Here is an 18983-nt window from a genome sequence, read left to right on the forward strand (position 1 = left end):
CCATCACCGACGCGGCCGTCCGCCTCGTTGCCCGCAACAACGAGGTACTCGCCACCGCCAAGACCGATAAGAACGGCTACGTCCGCTTCGACGCCGGCCAGTCGAAAGGTGAAGGCGGCAACGCGCCCGCAATCCTCGTGGCCCAGAACGCCACCGGCGAGTACGCATTCCTCGACCTTACGAGCAACGCCTTCGATCTTTCGGACCGCGGCGTGAAGGGCCGCGACGCCCCAGGACCGCTCGACGGCTACCTCTATACCGAGCGCGGCGTCTACCGTCCCGGCGAGGAGGTCAACGTCACTGCGCTCGTACGCGATGCTACGGGCGCGGCCGCCACGCTTCCCACCACCCTCATCGTCGTGCGTCCCGACGGCGTCGAGCACGGCCGCTATCCGCTGACCGAAACCGAGCTCGGTGGACGCACACTGCGTCTCGCCCTCGGCGGCGGCGCCATGACCGGCACTTGGCGCGCAAGGCTGCACGCCGATCCCAACGCCGATGCCATCACCCAAGTCTCGTTCCTCGTCGAGGACTACGTGCCTGAGCGCCTCGATATGACGCTGACCGAAGGCGCTGGCGTCCTCGCGCCAGAGGAGACAAAGACCATCGATGTCGCCGGCCGCTTCCTTTATGGACCGCCCGCCGCCGACATGGCGCTCGAGGGCGACATCGTCGTCAAGCCCTCGGCCAAGGATCTCGAAGGTTTCGCCGGCTATCGCTTCGGCCAGGCCGACGAGACCGTGAGCCCCGTGCGTCAGCCGCTGGAGAACCTTCCCGCAACCGATGCGCAGGGCAAAGCCGCGCTCGCCGTCGCGCTTCCCGCGGTGACCAAGACGGCCAAGCCGCTCGAAGCCAATGTCATCGTCCGCCTGCGCGAAGCCGGCGGCCGCACCATCGAGCGCTCGATCACCGTACCCGTCAACCTTGGCGAGCCGCGCATCGGCATCAAGCCGTTGTTTGAAACGTCCGCGCTTGGCGAAGGCGAGAAAGCCAACTTCGAGGTCGTCCTCCTCGATGGCAACGGCAAGGCCGCCGCCGGCAGCCTCGACTGGAACCTCGTGCGTCTCGACAGCTCGTGGCAGTGGTACCGCCGTGACGGCTACTGGACCTACGAGAGCCAGACCATCACGCGCAAGATCGGCAACGGCAAAGTGGACGTCGCCGCCGGCACGCCGGCCGCCATTTCCGCCGACGTCGACTACGGCCGCTATCGCCTCGAGGTGAGCTCGTCCGAGACCGGCGGCACGCTGTCGAGCGTCGTCTTCAACGCCGGCTGGTACACCAGCGGCGAGACGGCCGAGAGCCCCGAGATGCTCGACGTTGCCCTCGACAAGGCCACCTATCAGGTGGGCGAGACGGCAAAGCTGCGCATCGCCGCCAAGCAGGGCGGCAAGGCCCTCGTCACCGTGCTCGGCAACGGCCTTCTGTCGACTCAGGAAGTCGAGCTGCCGAAAGGTGGCGGCGACGTGAACATCACCGTCGGCGACAACTGGGGCCCCGGCGCCTATGCCACCGCGCTCCTCTATCGCCCGATGGACGAGGTCGCGAAACGCATGCCGAGCCGCGCCATCGGCGTGCGCTGGATCGGCGTCGACCAGTCCAAGCGCACGCTCAAGGTCAGCCTCCCCACCGAGGCCAAGGTCAAGAGCGCGACCGAGCTCGCCATTCCGGTGAAGGTCGAAGGTCTAGAAGCCGGCGAGGAAGCCCGCGTCACGGTCGCCGCCGTCGACGTCGGCATCCTGAACCTGACGCGCTACCAGGTTCCCGCGCCCGAAGCGCACTTCTACGCCCAGCGCAAGCTCGCCCTCGAGCTGCGCGACTTCTATGGCCGCCTGATCGACGGCATGCGCGCCGAGCGCGGCAAGCTGCGCTCCGGCGGCGACGGCATGGAGAACCCGGGCCTCCAGGGCAGCCCACCGGTCGAGGAGACGGTGTCCTATTACTCGGGCATCGTCACAGTAGGCCCCGACGGCACCGCCAACGTCACCTTCGCGCTGCCGAGCTTCAACGGCACCGTGCGCGTCATGGCGGTCGCCTGGACGAAGAGCAAGGTCGGCCACGGCACCGGCGATGTCATCGTCCGCGACAGCCTGGCGCTGACGGCCTCCGCGCCGCGCTTCCTCACCCTCGGCGACGAAGCGCTCGTCGACCTCTCTCTGCACAACGTCGATGGGCCCGCCGGCACCTACAATGCCAAGCTCTTCGACCAGACCGAAGGCGAGAAATCGCTGGCCGAGAAGGCGATCGACCTCAAGGACGGCGAACGCAAGTCGCACCAGGTCAAGTTCAAGCCCGCCGACGTCGGTCTGCGCACCTACGACGTGCGCATCTCAGGCCCGGCCGGCATCGATGTCTCCCGCCGCCTCACTATCGACGTCAAGCCTCCGGCCGGCGACATCAAGCGCACCACGGTCGCCTCCCTCGCGGCCAACGGCGGCAAGCTCACGCTGTCGAAGGATCTCGTCGCCGGTCTGATCAGGAATCGCACGCGCGTCAACCTCTCGGTCGGCCCAGCGGCCACCATGGACGTTCCCGGTCTCCTAACCGCGCTCGACCGCTATCCGTACGGCTGCGCCGAGCAAACGGTCTCTCGCGCGCTTCCCCTGCTATACGCCAACGTCGTCGCCGCGAGCATCGGCATCGGCGCCGACAAGGAGCTGAAGGAGCGCGTGAACGGCGCCATCACCCGTGTCTTCGACATGCAGGATAGCTCCGGCGCCTTCGGCAGCTGGGGTCCTGGCAACGCCGACCTCTGGCTCACGAGCTACGTCACCGACTTCCTGACCCGCGCTCGCGAGTTGGGCTACGACGTGCGCCAGCTTCCCTTCAACCAGGCCCTCGACCGCCTGCAGAACTTCGCCTTGAACGGTGAGGACTTCACCTCCGGCGGCGAGGATCGCGCATACGCCCTCTACGTACTGGCCCGCAACGGCCGCACGCCGGTGGGCGAGCTGCGCTACTACGCCGACACGCGCCTCGACCGCTTCACGACGCCGCTCGCCAAGGCCCAGATCGGCGCCGCGCTTGCCATGGTCAACGACAAGGAGCGCGCCGAAACGGCCTTCAAGGCCGCCCTCGACGTGTTTGCCGAGCAGGACAAGCTGCGTCTTGCCCGCTCCGACTACGGCTCAGACATCCGCGACGGCGCGGCTCTCGTGACGCTCGCCTCTGAAGCCGGCATCGTGAAGTCCGAGACGCCGCGTCTGGTTACCGTCATCTCCAAGGCCTACCTCGCCCGCAACTACACTTCGACGCAGGAGCAGGCGTGGATGCTGTTGGCCGCCCACGCGCTCGGCGAGCAGGCAAAGGGCGCCAAGCTCGCGGTCAATGGCACCTCGGTCACCGGGTCCGTGATCCGCGCACTGTCGGCCGATGAGCTGGAGCAGGGCATCACCATCGAGAACGGCGGCGATACGGCGACCGATGCCGTCGTCACCGTGATCGGCGCCTCGCTCACCCCCGAGCCCGCCATCTCGAAGGGCTTCAAGATCGAGCGCAGCTACTACACGCTCGAGGGCGAGAAAGTGGATCTCGAAAGCGCCACCGGCGGCAAGAGCGAGATCGCGCAGAACGAGCGCCTCGTCGCCGTGGTCAAGATCGAGAGCGACGAGGCCGCCGGCCGCGTCCTTCTCGTCGATCGCCTGCCCGCTGGACTCGAGATCGAGAACCCCCGCCTCGTCGACTCCGGCGACATCGCCACCCTCGACTGGCTGAAAACGAAGCGCCGCCCCGAGCACACGGAGTTCCGGGACGATCGCTTCGTCGCGGCCTTCGATCTCTGGGCGTCCGAGAGCTCGAGCAGCGACAGCGACTCCGGCGACAACTCGGAGAGCTCCGCGAGCGACAGCGACAGTTCGGATGAGGGCAATTCCGATACCGCGACGGCACCCGAAGCCAAAAAGGCCGGCCCCGCTCCGGCAGCCACCGCCACCGTCGCCTACATCGTCCGCGCCGTGACGCCCGGCGCGTTCGTCCACCCCGCCGCGACCATCGAGGACATGTACCGGCCTGAGCGCTATGCGCGCTCCGGCGCGGGCACCCTCGTCGTCAAGCCGACGAAATAAGGAACGGACATGCGTTTCTCGTTCCATACGCAACGGCGGGCCGCAGAGGAGGCCTTCTCCCCCACCCCCGATCGCACCCCCCCGCGACGGAGAACGCCACTCCCACGCCCTCTGCGGCTCGCCGCCTACGCCGTCGCGGCGGTGACCCTCGTGGTCACCGCCGCAGCGGTGTCCTTGGAAATCGCCAAGAAAGAGATCGGTCCGCTGCCGCTGGCGGCCGCGCAAGCCCAATCCGTCACGGTGCTGGATCGCGAAAACCGGCTCCTGCGCGCCTTCACCACCAAGGACGGGCGTTGGCGCCTTCCGCTGGACGTGAGCGAAGTCGATCCGCGCTATCTCCAAATCCTGATGGCATTCGAGGACAAGCGCTTCTACGCGCACGGCGGCGTCGACTATCTCGCCTTTTTGCGTGCGGGCTACCTTCTGGCGCGCCATGGACAGATCCTGTCCGGCGGCTCCACATTGACCATGCAGGTCGCTCGCCTTCTCGAGGGCAAGCACGAGCGCACCGGCGCCGGCAAGCTGCGCCAGATCGCGCGCGCGCTCCAGCTCGAGGAGCAGTTGTCCAAACAGGAGATCCTGCGACTCTACCTGAGGCTAGCGCCATTCGGCGGCAACATCGAAGGCGTGCGCGCCGCGTCCCTCGCCTACTTCGGCAAGGAGCCCAAGCATCTCTCGGCAGGCGAAGCGGCCCTGCTTGTTGCCCTTCCCCAATCGCCGGAGCGCCGTCGCCCAGATCGCAACAGCGAAGCCGCCCGCAAGGCGCGCGACCGCGTGCTGGATCGCGCCGTCGAGGAGGGCGTGCTGCCAAAGGCCGAGGCCGAACGGGCCAAGCACGAGCGCATACCGAAGCAGCGTCTGGAGGTCTTGAAGCTCGCCCCGCACCTCTCCGAATCCGAGGTCGCCGCATACCCTGCCAAGACGATCCACAAGCTGACGCTGGACCGCGATATCCAGCTGGCCATCGAGAAGCTCGCCGCCGAGCAGACGAAGCTTCTTGGGCCCAAGCTCTCGACCGCGGTGCTCGTCGTCGACCACACGACGGGCGACGTGCTCGCCCACGTCGGCTCCGCCGGCTACCTAGACAGCGACCGCCTCGGCGCCATCGACATGACGGACGCAGTGCGCTCGCCGGGCTCGACCTTGAAGCCCTTCATCTACGGCCTCGCTTTCGAGCAGGGACTCGCCCATCCCGAAACTCTCATCGAGGATCGCCCCACCCGCTTCGGCTCCTATACGCCCGAGAACTTCGATGAAGCCTTCTACGGCACGGTGAGCATCCGCGAGGCGCTCGGCAACTCGCTTAACGTACCGGCCGTCAAGGTGCTGGCAGCGGTCGGCCCCGGCCGCCTCATGGGCCGCTTCCGTCGCGCCGGCATCGCCCCCGCATTGCCGGCCAACGCGCAACCCTCGCTCGCCATCGCACTCGGCGGTCTCGGAATGACGCTCAAGGACCTGACGTCGCTCTACGTTGGTCTCGCCCGCGGCGGCGAGCCCATTGCATTGCGCTGGCACGCTGACGATCCCGCCGCGACGCCGGGCGGCCCGCGCCGCCGTCTGCTGTCGCCGGTCTCGTCGTGGTACGTCACCGACATCCTGCGCGATGCACCGCCCCCGCCCAACGCAAAAGGCGGCACCATCGCCTACAAGACGGGAACGTCTTACGGCTACCGCGACGCTTGGGCCGTAGGCTATGACGGGCGCCACGTCGTCGCCGTGTGGGTCGGCCGCCCCGACGGCGCCTCGACGCCCGGCCTCATGGGCCGCTTCGGCGCCGCGCCGATCTTGTTCGATGCGTTCGCCCGCATCACCGAGCGCACGGCGCCGTTCCGCTCGGCACCAGCCGGTGTCGTGAAGGCGACCGGCGCCTCGCTCCCGCCGCCGCTCAAGCGATTTCGCGAGCCCAGCGACGACGCCATTGCGACCGGACCCTTCCGCGAGCCGCCGGTGTTGATCTCGTTCCCGCCCGACCGCTCCGAGCTCGACCTCGAGGAGCGCGAGGCCGAGCCGCTGATCATAAAGGCCGAAGGCGGCGCACTGCCGCTCACCTGGATGATCGACGGCAATCCCATGACCTCCGACCCGCTCCGGCGCGAGGTGGAATGGCAGCCGGACGGACGCGGTTTCGCCAAACTGACCGTCATCGACGCCAAAGGCCGCGTCGATCGCGTCACGGTTCGCCTGCGCTGACGGACGGGAAAATCGCCGTCATGGCAATGCCGGCTTCGCCACGCTAAGGTTCACCGACGCATCAGCGATGGGGTTCGCGCGGCGTCGCCGAACGGGCGAACAAGATACGGCTCTCCAAGAGCGAAGGGAAAACTTGATGCGGGCGGCGCCGGCGAGCATTGCAGTCCTGACGATCGCCCTGCTCGCAGCCTCACCGTGCCGCGCCGAGGCTCCGGCCGCCGCCCCCCTCCCGGCCCTCGCCGCAAACATCTCCGAGACGTCCGTGTCCGGCATTTCCTCCGGCGCCTACATGGCCGGCCAGTTCCAGATCGCCCATTCCAAGATCGTGGCGGGCGCCGCCATCATCGCGGGCGGCCCGTACGGCTGCGCCGAAAGCGCGTTCGCCGATGTGATGACCGGACCCGGCTTGGCCTTCCTCAATCTCTCCAAGGCCATCAACGGCTGCATGTTGAATGCGCTGGCCGTCTGGGGCATTCCGGACACTCAGCTCCTTGCCGAGCGGACCCGGAAGCTTGCCGCCGCCGGACGCATCGATCCGCTGGACAGTCTCGTCACCGACCGCGTCTACCTTTTCTCCGGCACCAACGATCGCACCGTCGTACCCTCCATCGTCGCCGCGGCCTACGACTACTACGAGCGCTTAGGTCTCCCCGAAAGCAATCTGACCTACGTCTCCGGTCTTCCTGCCGGCCATGCGTTCGTCACCGGCGATGAAGGGCTGGCCTGCGAGGACACGGGCAAGCCCTATGTCGTCGACTGCGACTACGATCAGGCCGGCGAGGTTTTGAAGCGGATCTACGGCGAGCTCGCCCCGCGCGTATCGGCGCCCGCAGGTGTCTTCCAGGAATTCGACCAGCAGGCCTTCTTCAAGGACATCCCCAATCACGGCATGGAGGAGCGCGGCGTCGTCTACATTCCGCCGACGTGCGCCAAGGACGCCACCTGCCGCGTGCACATCGCCTATCACGGCTGCACCCAGAACCGAGCCACCGCCGGTGAGGCTTTCATCCGCGAGTCCGGTTACGCCAACTGGGCGGACGGAAATGCCTTCATCATCCTGTTTCCCGAGGCTGAAGCATCGCCCGTCAACCCCCAGGGCTGCTGGGACTGGTGGGGCTATACCAGCGAAAACTATCTGACCCGCGACGCCCCTCAGATCGAGGTCGTCTACCGCATGCTGGAACAGCTCCAAAAACCCCGCCCTTGATCCGGATCAAGCTGGGAAATTCGGCTGCGGCCATGCTCGGTATTGAGCCGGGCGGCACGATCCGGTACTGAATTCCGCCGCCGATAACGAGGGAAAACAGGATGCAAGTCGCGACAGGCGCCGTCTGGACGTCCGAGCTTTCGCGCGGCGTCAGCCCGAAACCGGACATCCGGCGAGCCGAAACCCTCTCAGCCATTTTCGCGCTCATCGCCCTCGCAGCCGTGACCGTCCCGATCGTCACCGAGCAGTCGACCGACGGCGCGCACTCGGATCGCGCCGCCGGCTCCGCACAATCTTCGAGCTCGAGCACGACGTCGGGCAGCGAGCTGATGTTCGCCGGCTACGGCGGCGTGCCCTACACCTACCCGAGCGACGTGTCGGTCAAAAAACCGGGTGTGCACGACTTCACCGCCAAGGACGTGCAGTGGGACGGCAAGCCCTTCGTCAACCCGATCTATTACGGCGCCCGCATCGTGCGTTTCGGAGCTGGCGCGCGCATCGGCACCATGCTCGACTTCACGCACTCGAAAACCCTCGCGCGCCTGGACGAGGATACGGCTTTCACCGGCACGCTCAACGGCGCACCGGCACCCGAGCGCGCCCGCCTGCGCGACATCTTCCGCAAGCTCGAGGCGAGCCACGGCCACAATATGCTGACGCTGAATGGGCTCATTCGGCTCGCAGGCCTGCCGCGCGTACAGCCCTATGTCGGGCTCGGCGCCGGCGTGACCCTCCCCCATTCCGAGGTCCAGTTCGCCAAATCCGAGACGCGGACCTACGAATACCAGGTTGCCGGAGCCGTGGCACAGGCCCTCGTCGGCATCGAGCTGCGGACCGAGCGCGTCTCCTACTTCTTCGAATACAAGTTCACGTTCGCGCCCTACACCATGCCGCTCTCCGAGCGTGACGGCGCCTGGCTTCCGCTCGACCTCTGGAGTCAGCTCAAGAATTGGTTTTCCGGCACCGAGCCGCCGAGCGGTCGCCTGACGACCACGCTCGCAAGCCATCAAGGCATCTTCGGCCTTGGCATCCGTTCTGCACCCGCGGCCGCTCCGTAGATCTGTTTGCGCAATCGGTCGAAGCGATCCCACAAATAACTCGAAGGCGATGCGGGAACTATTCTCGGTCTAGACCGTGAGCGGTGCCCGACTTAAACGGGCAATCCGCTGCCTTACGGGATATCGCGCGCGGAACTAGTTTTGCCGACTCCGGGCAACTGGGAGCGTCCATGTCTCTGCTAACACCCTACCGGGTCATCGCGCTGGCTTGCGCGTGCCTCATACTAACATGCACATCGGCCTCGTCTGGCGACGACACCAAAGCTTGTCAATCGGATGCAATGATCGTCTTCGATGCGTCGGGCTCGATGGGCACCACCGACTACGCACTGAAGGTTCCCCGAATTGCCCGGCTCAAGCAATCGCTTAGGGTGGTCGTGCCCGAAGTGGCGCCGGTGCGAAGGCTCGGGCTGATCGTATATGGCGAAGGTGCGTACGACGATTGCAATGCGATCCAGCTGCACATGAGGCCCACCGCCAACGCAGCCGATCAGCTTCTGGGCATTGTCGAAACGATCAATCCACGAGGCCGGACACCGCTGACGGAGTCGGTTCGGCAGGCCGCAGAAGCGCTCGATTTCAGACAACAACCGGCAGTCATTGTCCTCGTGACGGACGGCGAGGAAACCTGCGGAGGTGATCCGTGTGCGCTCGGCACCCAACTTGAAAAATCCGGTCTCGACGTGACGGTTCACGTTATCGGCTACAGGGAGGGCGGAGGCGGTGTCGACTACTTCAAAGCCCGATGCATCGCCGACGCGACGGGCGGAAGTTATTTCGCTGTTTCGACCGAAGATCAGCTGATCAAGGCCTTAAGGCAAACGCTGGGGTGCCCATTTCTGACGCAGGGCGCACAGCGCCGCTTCGCGACGCTTTCGCAATGCCGGCCGGCCGGTGCCGCCATCGAAACGCACGCCTGCCACCGGTAAGGCGGCCCCTCCGCTAGATCAGAAGCGCCTCAAGAGGCGTTCGAGATAGTCGAGCTCGACGGGAGCGCGCGTTGCCTCGCCGAGGCGGCGGCGCAGCTCCTCGAGAATTTCCCGCGCCCGCTGCACGTCGATCTGATCCGGAACCTTGACGGACGTGCCGAGATCCGGTCCCTGCGTGCGCTGCGGGCGGCCGAGCGGATCGCGCGGCGTATCGCCGGACTGGCCATAGCGCTGCGGCATGTTCCGCATCATTTCTTGCGCCATGTTCTGCGCGCCTTGACGCATCTGATCGAGCGCGCGCGACTGTTGCTCGGTCGCCTCCTGGAGGTCGCCGCGTCCCAGCGCTTCCTCAGCACTCTGCATCGCGCCCTCGGCGTCCTGAAGCTGCTGGCTCGACGGGCCGCCCTTCTCGCGCATGTTCTTTTGCATCTGTCCGAGGCGATTCTTCAGCTCGCGCTGGCGCCGGGTCAGATCTTCGAGACCGCCCTGCCGGTCGTTGCCTTGGCCGAGCTGATCGCCCTGGCCTTGCTGGCCTTGAGCTCCCTGCTGCGGTTGCCCACGCTGGCCGCGTTGTTGCCCTTGCTGCGACTGACCGGGCGGCGCTCCCGAGCCTTGCCCTCCGCCTGCCTCGCCCATGCCCTTCATGTTGGGAGGGGGTTTGCGATTGCTGCCGCCTTTACCGCTGTCCTGGGGTTCCTCTCGCTGCTTGCCGAACGTCTCGTCCATGAGCTGCTGCTGGTCACCGACCATGTTGCCCAGCTCTTCCATCATCTTCATCATCTCTTGGTTGCGCTGCTGCTGCGCCTGGTCCTGCCGGCCAGACTGCAAACGCTCCATGAGATCCTGCATTTCAGAGAGCATCTGCTGAGCCTGCTCGCGTGAGCCGCTCTTAGCCATCTCCTCGAGATTGCGCATCATGCGCTCGAGATCATCCTGCCCCAGCGTCTGCTGGTCGGGATTCTGGCCCTCCTGCTGCTGGTTGCCATCGTTCTCTTGCGCAAGCTGCTTCATGAACTCGTTGAGCGCCTGCCTGAGCTCCTGCATCAGGCGCTTGATCTCCTCTTCGGACGCGCCGTCCTCGAGCGCTTTGGCGAGCTTGTCCTGCGCGTCCTTGAGCGCGCGCTCCGCTTCCGAGAGATCGCCGTCCTCGATCTTGAGCGCGATCTGCCACAGCTGATCGACAACGCTCTGAAACGCCGCCCGCGTGCGATCGTTCATGAGCCGGTGGCGCGCCGTCCGAAGTCCGAGATAGACTTTCTCGTCGACCGTGAAGGTCTCCGGCCCGAGCGTCAGTGCATCGAGCGCGTGGATCACCGTCGGCCGGTAGCGGCTGTCTTCGAGAAGCTTCTTTCTCTGCTCGACGATGGCCCGCGCCAGCGGATCTTTGAACTGGCGCTCCGGCAGGATCATCTCGAAGCCCGGGCTCTGTCCGATCTGTCCGGCGACGTCCTTGGCTTCGAGCGTCATGATGACCTTGCGCCCGGCCCACGGATGCGAGGCCATCTCGAAATATGTGTGCGCCTCGGCCGAGGTCGCATTGGGCTTCGGCAAACGCAAATCGAGCCGCGGCGGCCGTATCAACGGCGCGCGCGGGCCGCGAGGCGGTTCCGGTTGAGCCCATGCCGTTTTCGCATCGCGCGGCGGATCGGCGAGTTTCTTGAGCTTCACGCCCGCAGACGCCACGCCGTAATCGTCCTCGACTTTGTAGGTCAGCTTGAGCGATCCACGCGGCGTAAGCTCCGGCGGCCGCGACAGCGAGATCCTGGGAAGCGCGTCCGGCGTCACCACGATCTGCCAGCGCGCAAGCTCCGTTCGGCCGGCCAGCGCACGCACGATGGCCGAGCGCGTCATGCTGTAGCGCACCTCTTTGAGGTCGCCGACATCCTTGGCGGGATCGGCATCCACACGCTCCACGGCGGACCGTTCGCCGGGCGGAAGCATCGGCTCGACCTCGATGGCCAGCGGCGTCGACCCCATGCCGCCGGCGCGGACGATGAGCACGCTCTTGGCTGGAACCTCGGGTCCGGATGTCTTGACCGCGCCATCGGCACCGGCGGGTGGCGCCTTCACGCCACGAGCCCCGTCGGCGAGCATTACCGGAGGCCGACCGGTATAGGCAGGCGGCGTCAGCCACGCGTCGAGGCGGGCTTCCGACTTCGCCGACGCCGCACCGAAGACGAAGGCGCCGCGCACGCGTTCATAGACGCCGTCTCCAAGCAGCGCTGTCAGGCCCACGAGACCGAGCAGCAGCCCGGCGCGAACCGCGAACGGATCGAAACGATCGGTCCGGGGCCGCGGCTTGCCGGCCTTGAGCTTGGCGAGCAGCGCGGCCATCCGCGCGCGATGCGCCTGCCAGATGGCGTGTGTCGCCGGATCCGACGACGGCGCGCTGACGGTATCTTCGTAGGACGTGGCGGGCCGATGCGGCACGCCCGAAACACGCTCGATGCGCCGGATGGCGTCTTCGCGGGTCGGCCACGTGACGCGCACCATGGACACGAGCGCGGCAGCGAGCGCCAGGCCAAACAGCCCCAGCAGCGCGACGTGCACCACCGTCGGCAGCACCGTCCAGAGGCCGGCGTACGACGCCAGCACAAAGGCCGCGAACACGCCGAGAACAACCCAGAGCTTGAGCCAAAGCTGCTCGAGCACGATCGCGACACGCGCGCGCCAAACCTTGCGCTCGAACGAGCGGTCGGCTGTCCGGGGTCCCTGATCCATCTCCATGGGCCGAGCCTAGCATGGGCGAACAGCGCCCTTCATTAAAATCCGCTAACGTTCCCCATGGCACGCGCGATCCGGAAGCGCCGCTAAGCGCCTAGAAAATCGCGGAACTTGTGCTCCTCGCGGACATGCGTGCGTCCCGACCTATGTCGGGAAAACGTCACGGCGGAGCCATGCTTCGCATCACGGCATCGAGGGCGTATCGCTAGCCCGCGAGCCAGGACGGCAGGCGGTCGAGGCCGATCAGGTCGTCATAGGACGGGCGCGGCCGCACGACGGCAAACTCGTGCCCATTGACCAGCACCTCCGGCACCAGCAGCCGCGTATTGTACGTCGACGACATCACCGCCCCATAGGCGCCGGCCGTCATAACCGCGACCAGCTCCTCGGCTTCGAAGGCGGGCAGCTCCCGCTCCACCGCGAGATAGTCGCCCGTCTCGCACACCGGTCCCACGATATCCTGCATCACACGCGGGCCGGACAGGCGCGACATCAGCACCGGCCACACCTCGTGATAGGCTTCGTAAAGCGTCGGCCGGATAAGGTCGTTCATGGCCGCGTCCACGATCGTGAACCGCTTTCCGGCCCCGTCTTTCACGTACAGCACGCGCGTGACGAGAAGGCCCGCATTGCCGACGATCATGCGGCCCGGCTCGAGATAGATCCGCGCCCCGAGATCGCCGAGCGTCTCGCGCACCAGCATCGCGTACTCGTCCGGATGCGGCGGCACCTCGTTCGAGCCGCGATACGGCACGCCGAGCCCACCGCCGATGTCGAGATGATGGATCGCGTGTCCCTCGCGCCGAAGCTCGAGCGCGAGATCGCGCATCAGCCGGAACGCATCGCGGAACGGCGCCAGATCCGTAATCTGGCTGCCGATATGCATGTGGATGCCCGACACGTCGAGCCCCGGCAAACGTCGCGCCTTCTCATAGAGGGGAATGGCAGCGAGATAGGGAATGCCGAACTTGTTCTCGCTCTTTCCCGTCGAGATCTTGGCGTGCGTCTTGGCGTCGACATCCGGATTGACGCGGATCGCCACCCGCGCCTGAACGCCGGCCCCTTCCGCAACCTCGGAGAGCGCCACGAGCTCCGGCTCGCTTTCGACGTTGAAGCTGAAGATTCCCTCCGAAAGGGCGTACGCCATCTCCTCGCGCGATTTGCCGACCCCGGCGAAGATGATTTTCTCCGCCGGCACCCCGGCCGCCCGTGCACGCCGAAGTTCGCCCTCGGAAACGACATCCATGCCGGCCCCGAGACGAGCCATGGTCTTGAGCACGGCCTGGTTGGAGTTGGACTTCACCGCAAAGCAGATGACCGCGTCCTGTCCGGCGAAAGCCTCGGCCAGCACCCGATAGTGTCGCTCGAGCGTCGCCGTGGAGTAGCAGTAGAACGGCGTTCCGACCTCGACCGCCAGCCGCGGAAGGGGGATGTCCTCGGCGTGCAGCACGCCGTCTCTGTAGTCGAAATGGTGCATGGGCGAGGCGCGTCCGGGCTAGACAGGAATCGCTTCGGGCCCTCGAGCCCAAGCGGCGACGCACCTATAGCGGCAGGAGCCACCGTCTTGAAAGCGGGAAAGGCGAATTCGCCGGGCGTACGACGCCAGAGCTAGCGCAGCAGGCCGTCCAGGACGAAGCCCTTGTGCGGCTTGGGCGCGGCGCCCTCGGGCTTGCCCTCGCCCGACTGGGCCTCGGCCGTCGGCTCGGCCTTGGCTTCCTGCGGGCTTTCGAGACCGCCACGCACGCCACAGGCGCTGAGCGTGAACGCCAGCGCGGAAGCGGCCATGGCAGCGCGGATAAAACGCGTCATCTCGATCTAACCTCAAGCCTACCCGGCAAAACCGCGGAGGATCCGACGGCTAACAGGGAAACCGGGCGGATTTTAGCGCCCGGCGCCCTCCTTTTCCAAGCGCCGAGCCCACGCCCGCGCCATTTTCGCGACGTTCTGTGGCGAAGTTCCCCCATAGCTCCTCCGTGATTTTACGGAATTCTCCACGGAAAGAACAGAGTAAACGGCGTCCGAGATCTTCGGCTCGATGGCCCGCATGGCGTCGAGCGGCACTTTTTCGAGCTCCAATCCCCGCTCCTCGGCCGCCTTCACGATGGCTCCGGTCACGTGGTGGGCGTCCCGGAACGGCATTTTGAGCTCCCGGACCAGCCAATCGGCGAGATCGGTCGCCGTCGAGTACCCGCGGCCTGCCGCAGCCCGCATGGCCTCCTTGTTGGGCTCGAGATCCCCGACCATGCCTGCCATCGCCGCCAGCGCCAGCCGGAGCGATGCCAGCGCATCGAAGGTCGCTTCCTTGTCCTCCTGCATGTCCTTCGAGTAGGCGAGCGGCAGCCCTTTCATGACCATCAGAAGACCTTGGAACGCCGCGGCGATGCGGCCGACCTTGGCCCGCACCAGCTCGGCAGCATCCGGATTGCGCTTCTGCGGCATGATCGACGAGCCGGTCGTGAAGCGGTCGGAAAGCCGGATGAAACCGAACTGCGGCGTCATCCAGAGCACGATCTCCTCGGCGAAGCGTGACAGGTGCACGGCCGTGATCGCAGCCGCCGCCAGCACCTCGAGCGCGAAATCCCGATCCGCCACTCCGTCGAGCGAATTGGCCATCGGCCGGTCGAAGCCCAGCACCTCGGCCGTCTTGGCGCGGTCGATCGGGAACGACGTTCCGGCCAGCGCCGCCGAGCCCAGCGGACATTCGTTGAGCCGGCGGCGGGCATCCACGAAGCGCCCCCGGTCGCGCCCGAGCATCTCGACATAGGCCAGGAGATGATGGCCGAACGTCACCGGCTGCGCAGGCTGCAGATGCGTGAAGCCCGGCATCACCGTCGCCGCGTGCGTCTCGGCCTTCGCCACCAGCGCCGCCTGCAGGTCCCCGATAGTCCGCACGATGCCGTCCGCAGCATCCCTGACGAACAGCCGGAAATCGGTCGCCACCTGATCGTTGCGCGAGCGTGCCGTATGCAGCCGTCCGGCCGGCGCGCCGATCAGCTCCTTGAGCCGGCTCTCGACGTTCATGTGCACGTCTTCGAGCGCCCGCGAGAAGGTGAAGCTGCCGTCCGCGATCTCGGCAGCCACTTGGTCGAGCCCCCTCAGGATCTCGCGCGCATCGCTCTTCGTGATGATCCCAGTCTCGCCCAGCATCGCCGCGTGCGCCTTGGAGCCGCGGATGTCTTGCGGTGCAAGCTCCTTGTCGAAGGAGATCGAGACATTTATCTCCTCCATGATCTCGGCGGGCGAGGCAGCGAACCGGCCACCCCACATCTTGTTGGCGTTTTTCTCTGTCACGGGACGGGCCCTCCGCGAGACCCTGACGATCGGAAGTAGTAAAATGAACAACGACACCCCGACCGGCGCGCCCGGAACGAGCTTCGCGACCGTGGTGGCCCTGGCCGCCCTAGCGGCTCTTGTCGGCTTTGCGGCGGTATACGGCACGCTTGGCCGGCCTGACAACACCGCCGGCTCCGAAACTGCGGCCCCGGCCCCCAAAAAGGAGACCGCCGACGCTTCCGCCCACCGCCGCGCGCCCGGCCTTCCGGCTTTCGTCTACAAGAAGACGCCCGAGCCCATCGGAGAGGTTAATTTCGTCGATAGCACCGGAGCACCGAGGACCCTCAAGGACTTCCGCGGCAAAACGGTGCTTTTGAACCTCTGGGCCACCTGGTGCGCACCCTGTCGCGAGGAGATGCCGTCGCTGGACCGGCTGCAGCAGGACTTGGGCTCCGACAAGTTCCAGGTGGTCGCGCTCGCCGTCGACCGCACCGGGCTCGAGGCCGCCCGCAAGTTTCTTGACGGCATCAACGTGAAATCGCTTGCACTCTATGCCGATCCGACCACGCGCTCGGGATCGGCGCTCAGGGCTGTCGGCATGCCGACGACCATCCTGATTGACCCTGAAGGCCGCGAGATCGGACGCTTGCCGGGCCCCGCGGAATGGGATTCCGAGGCCGCAAAGCACCTCGTGTCGGAAACCTTGGGAACCGCCGCGAACTAGAACACGCGCCCGGCGAACAGCGCGCCGGCCGTCACCGCGACGAGGCCGATCACGACTCCACTGGCCTGCAACCACCCCGCAAACCGCGCGCTGCGTGTCAGCGACGCCGAAATCTCGGCAAGCTTGCGGTCGACCGCGATGAAGCTCCGGTACGTAAGCGCAGCATATTCGGAGCGCGGCCCTTCGATTGCATCGAGACGGCCACGCGTATCCTTCACCTGCCTGATGATCTCATCGAGCTTATAGTCTCTTGAGTTCCTGAGACTTTCCGCAAGCGCTTGCAGGCGGCTCGCCTGTTGCGCATGCTCGATCAGCTCCGCGACGCGCGCCTTGAGCGCTTCCTCGCGTTGCTCGAGCCGCTCGATCTTTGCCGTCAGGCGATCGAGTGTGACGGCGGTCTCAGCGATGTAGCTGTCGCGTCCATTCCACGGGCCTGCCGTGACGACGCTGTTCGGGCCTCTGGCACCGAGATCCTGGGTTCTTCCCACTGAGATGACCCCTTTACGCAATACAAAATTCGCTCTCGTGCACGGGCGTCGGCGCGCGACCGCCCCGACCGGCCACATCCGTAAGATTAGACCAATCGTGTTAACGCCAGGTTTGCCGTGCGCTGAATGCCCTAAGGATCTTGGAGCGGACGCCGCCTGATCATTGACAAGCCCCCGGCCGGACCGCCAAGAACGCCTCCGGACAAGAAAATTAGGGGCATGACCGCAAATGAGCGACCTTCAATCGACAATCGAGGCGGCCTGGGAAACCCGCGATGGCATCACCGCCGCAACCAAAGGCCCCGTGCGCGACGCCGTGGACGCCGCCCTCGAAGCGCTCGACAAGGGTGAAGCCCGCGTCGCCGAGAAGAAGGGCGGCGAATGGGTTGTTAATCAATGGCTGAAGAAGGCCGTCCTGCTGTCGTTCCGTCTCGAGGACATGAGCCTCATTTCGGGTGGCCCCGCCGGCTCGTTCTATTGGGACAAGGTGCCCCCCAAGTTCGAGGGCTGGACCGCCGATGACTTCAAGAAGGGCGGCTTCCGCGTGCTGCCGGGCGCCATTGTTCGCCGCTCGGCCTATATCGCCCCCGGCGCCGTCCTGCTTCCGGCTTTCGTCAACCTGGGCGCCCGCGTGGACTCCGGCACCATGGTCGACACCTGGGCCACCGTCGGCTCCTGCGCCCAGATCGGCAAGAACTGCCACATCTCGGGCGGCGCCGGCATCGGCGGCGTACTGGAGCCCTTACAGGCCGGCCCGGTCATCATCGAGGACAACTGCTTCATCGGCGCCCGCGCCGAGGTGGCCGAAGGTGTTCAGGTCGGCGAGGGCTCGGTGCTCTCCATGGGCGTCTATCTCGGCGCCTCCACGACCATTATCGACCGCGCCACCGGAGAGAAGCACTTCGGCAAGGTTCCGCCTTACTCGGTCGTCGTCTCCGGATCCATGCCGGGCAAGCCCCTTCCCAACGGCGAGCCGGGCCCGAACCTCTATTGTGCCGTCATCGTCAAGCGCGTCGACGAGAAGACCCGCTCCAAAACCTCCATCAACGAGCTTCTGCGCGACTGACCCGTCATTCCCTCTCCCCGCTTTGCGGGGAGAGGGTTAGGGTAAGAGGCAGCCACGTCGACGGGCCCGCCATGTATCACACGCTCGATCCCGACAAGATCATCAGCACGCTGGAGACGCTCGCCCGCCGCATCGGCGAGCGCTTCCCCGGCTCCGGGCTCGAGCGTGTCGGCCGCAACCTGATCGAGATCACGCAGCGCACCTCCGCCGGCATCGCCGACATCGCCACCCCCAATTACACGCTACGTATCCTTGCCGGCCTCGTCATTGGCGGGGGTATCGCGTTGATGGCCTGGCTCGCCTGGAAGGCACGCGGGCTCGAGACCTCGGCCGAGTTGACGAACATCATGCAGGGCGTCGACTCGGCAACCAGCCTGATCATCGTCTTCGCCGGCCTTGCGCTGTTCATATGGTCGCTCGAGGGCCGCTGGCGCCGCGACCGGGCGCTGAAATCCCTCCACGAGGTGCGCTCGATCATCCACGTCATCGACATGCACCAACTCACCAAGGATCCGAGCGCGCTCGGCGCGCCGCGCACGTCGTCCTCGCCTAACCGGGGCATGACACCTAACGAGCTATTGCGCTACCTCGGCTATTGCTCGGAGCTCCTCGCGCTGGCGAGCAAAGTCGCTGCTCTCTACGGCGACAAACTGCGCGATCCGGCGATCCTCGATGCCGTAGGCGACATCGAGCGGCTGACGGCGCACATGAGTCAGAAGATCTGGCAGAAGATCGAGCTGATCCAGGACCGCATGCCGACCCGCCCGGCGAGCGACGCATTGGGGCCTCGCAGCTGAGAACGGCGCATGCGACTTTTGCCGCTCCTGACCACGTTTCGCGGACGCATCAGCCGTAAGCCCTGGTGGATCGGATTGATCGTTTTCGCGGTGCTGAACATCGGCGGCGGCTTGATCCTGAACCCCGAATATTTCACCGCTGAAGACATCCCGCCGGCGAATGTGCCCGACACCATCTGGCAGTTGATGCTGCTCTTCCCGCTCACGGCCATCACCGTCAAACGCTGCAACGACCGCGATTGGCCCTCCTGGGTCGCCCCCGCCTCCACTGCAGCCAACGCGCTCAATCTGGTTGCGCCGTACGCCGGCTTCGAGATCGGCTTCGGCGCTCGGGGTGCCGGCGGCGTGGTATTCTGGATCATCGCCGTCATTGTGCTGGCCGTGGTCATCGACAACGGCTTCGTTCGCGGCGCCGATGGCCCGAACCGCCACGGCCCCGATCCGCTTGCCCTGGCTTAGTCAC

Annotated in this window: 14 protein-coding genes; 9 read left to right on the forward strand and 5 right to left on the reverse strand. The window is 66.2% G+C overall.

The genetic code is table 11. The features are described from left to right. The 5 genes from QZV93_RS07705 to QZV93_RS07725 all read left to right on the forward strand — a co-directional run. On the forward strand, positions 1-4064 hold a 4064-nt coding region (locus tag QZV93_RS07705), incomplete at its 5' end, for an alpha-2-macroglobulin (protein ID WP_295557342.1). A 9-nt stretch (positions 4065-4073) separates the two neighbouring features. Further along, positions 4074-6254: a penicillin-binding protein 1C gene (pbpC, locus tag QZV93_RS07710; protein WP_295557343.1), complete on the forward strand. Its 2181-nt coding sequence runs from the start codon at positions 4074-4076 to the stop codon at positions 6252-6254. A gap of 136 nt (positions 6255-6390) precedes the next feature. Further along, positions 6391-7461 carry a poly(3-hydroxybutyrate) depolymerase gene (locus tag QZV93_RS07715; RefSeq protein ID WP_295557344.1) on the forward strand — a complete coding sequence of 357 codons (1071 nt, stop codon included), beginning with the start codon at positions 6391-6393 and terminating at the stop codon, positions 7459-7461. Between the two features lie 101 nt (positions 7462-7562). Then, positions 7563-8519, forward strand: coding sequence for a hypothetical protein (locus tag QZV93_RS07720; RefSeq protein WP_295557345.1), 957 nt, complete (start codon positions 7563-7565; stop codon positions 8517-8519). Between the two features lie 281 nt (positions 8520-8800). Then, on the forward strand, positions 8801-9448 hold the full coding sequence (locus QZV93_RS07725; protein ID WP_295557346.1) for a VWA domain-containing protein: 648 nt from the start codon (positions 8801-8803) through the stop codon (positions 9446-9448). An 18-nt stretch (positions 9449-9466) separates the two neighbouring features. Here QZV93_RS07725 and QZV93_RS07730 read toward each other — a convergent pair whose 3' ends face one another. The 4 genes from QZV93_RS07730 to argH form a co-directional block, all read right to left on the reverse strand. Then, a complete protein-coding gene (locus QZV93_RS07730) occupies positions 9467-12169 on the reverse strand; it encodes a TIGR02302 family protein (RefSeq protein WP_295557347.1) in 2703 nt (900 codons plus the stop codon). Positions 12170-12377: 208 nt separating this feature from the next. Beyond that, positions 12378-13649, reverse strand: a complete 1272-nt coding sequence (lysA, locus tag QZV93_RS07735) for a diaminopimelate decarboxylase (RefSeq protein WP_295557349.1) — start codon at positions 13647-13649, stop codon at positions 12378-12380. 131 nt (positions 13650-13780) lie between these two features. After that, positions 13781-13981: a lipoprotein gene (locus QZV93_RS07740; RefSeq protein WP_295557350.1), complete on the reverse strand. Its 201-nt coding sequence runs from the start codon at positions 13979-13981 to the stop codon at positions 13781-13783. Positions 13982-14053: 72 nt separating this feature from the next. After that, positions 14054-15439 carry an argininosuccinate lyase gene (argH, locus tag QZV93_RS07745; RefSeq protein WP_295557460.1) on the reverse strand — a complete coding sequence of 462 codons (1386 nt, stop codon included), beginning with the start codon at positions 15437-15439 and terminating at the stop codon, positions 14054-14056. A gap of 67 nt (positions 15440-15506) precedes the next feature. Between argH and QZV93_RS07750 the strand changes: the two genes are divergently transcribed. Further along, positions 15507-16169: a TlpA disulfide reductase family protein gene (locus QZV93_RS07750; RefSeq protein WP_295557352.1), complete on the forward strand. Its 663-nt coding sequence runs from the start codon at positions 15507-15509 to the stop codon at positions 16167-16169. On the opposite strand, the gene QZV93_RS07755 is transcribed toward QZV93_RS07750, so the two are convergent. Continuing rightward, on the reverse strand, positions 16166-16657 hold the full coding sequence (locus tag QZV93_RS07755; protein ID WP_295557353.1) for a hypothetical protein: 492 nt from the start codon (positions 16655-16657) through the stop codon (positions 16166-16168). The two genes, QZV93_RS07750 and QZV93_RS07755, sit on opposite strands and share 4 nt — an antisense overlap. 229 nt (positions 16658-16886) lie before the next feature. On the opposite strand from QZV93_RS07755, the gene dapD reads away from it, so the two are divergent. The 3 genes from dapD to QZV93_RS07770 all read left to right on the forward strand — a co-directional run bounded on the left by dapD (position 16887) and on the right by QZV93_RS07770 (position 18979). Continuing rightward, positions 16887-17723, forward strand: a complete 837-nt coding sequence (gene dapD / locus QZV93_RS07760) for a 2,3,4,5-tetrahydropyridine-2,6-dicarboxylate N-succinyltransferase (protein ID WP_295557355.1) — start codon at positions 16887-16889, stop codon at positions 17721-17723. A 71-nt stretch (positions 17724-17794) separates the two neighbouring features. Next, positions 17795-18520: a hypothetical protein gene (locus QZV93_RS07765; protein WP_295557357.1), complete on the forward strand. Its 726-nt coding sequence runs from the start codon at positions 17795-17797 to the stop codon at positions 18518-18520. A gap of 9 nt (positions 18521-18529) precedes the next feature. Further along, on the forward strand, positions 18530-18979 hold the full coding sequence (locus QZV93_RS07770; protein ID WP_295557358.1) for a DUF805 domain-containing protein: 450 nt from the start codon (positions 18530-18532) through the stop codon (positions 18977-18979). Positions 18980-18983 lie beyond the last annotated feature (4 nt).

Origin of the sequence: uncultured Hyphomicrobium sp., assembly GCF_902826555.1 — a bacterium.
In the GTDB taxonomy this organism is placed as follows: Bacteria; Pseudomonadota; Alphaproteobacteria; order Rhizobiales; family Hyphomicrobiaceae; genus Hyphomicrobium_C.

What these genes read in the sequence shown, in the direction of transcription:
- QZV93_RS07740 (WP_295557350.1), bottom strand. Translation starts at nt 13,981, where the DNA reads ATGACGCGTTTTATCCGCGCTGCCATGGCCGCTTCCGCGCTGGCGTTC.
- QZV93_RS07730 (WP_295557347.1), bottom strand. Translation starts at nt 12,169, where the DNA reads ATGGATCAGGGACCCCGGACAGCCGACCGCTCGTTCGAGCGCAAGGTT.
- pbpC (WP_295557343.1), top strand. Translation starts at nt 4,074, where the DNA reads ATGCGTTTCTCGTTCCATACGCAACGGCGGGCCGCAGAGGAGGCCTTC.
- QZV93_RS07750 (WP_295557352.1), top strand. Translation starts at nt 15,507, where the DNA reads ATGAACAACGACACCCCGACCGGCGCGCCCGGAACGAGCTTCGCGACC.
- lysA (WP_295557349.1), bottom strand. Translation starts at nt 13,649, where the DNA reads ATGCACCATTTCGACTACAGAGACGGCGTGCTGCACGCCGAGGACATC.
- argH (WP_295557460.1), bottom strand. Translation starts at nt 15,439, where the DNA reads ATGTGGGGTGGCCGGTTCGCTGCCTCGCCCGCCGAGATCATGGAGGAG.
- QZV93_RS07765 (WP_295557357.1), top strand. Translation starts at nt 17,795, where the DNA reads ATGTATCACACGCTCGATCCCGACAAGATCATCAGCACGCTGGAGACG.
- QZV93_RS07770 (WP_295557358.1), top strand. Translation starts at nt 18,530, where the DNA reads ATGCGACTTTTGCCGCTCCTGACCACGTTTCGCGGACGCATCAGCCGT.
- dapD (WP_295557355.1), top strand. Translation starts at nt 16,887, where the DNA reads ATGAGCGACCTTCAATCGACAATCGAGGCGGCCTGGGAAACCCGCGAT.
- QZV93_RS07715 (WP_295557344.1), top strand. Translation starts at nt 6,391, where the DNA reads ATGCGGGCGGCGCCGGCGAGCATTGCAGTCCTGACGATCGCCCTGCTC.
- QZV93_RS07720 (WP_295557345.1), top strand. Translation starts at nt 7,563, where the DNA reads ATGCAAGTCGCGACAGGCGCCGTCTGGACGTCCGAGCTTTCGCGCGGC.
- QZV93_RS07725 (WP_295557346.1), top strand. Translation starts at nt 8,801, where the DNA reads ATGATCGTCTTCGATGCGTCGGGCTCGATGGGCACCACCGACTACGCA.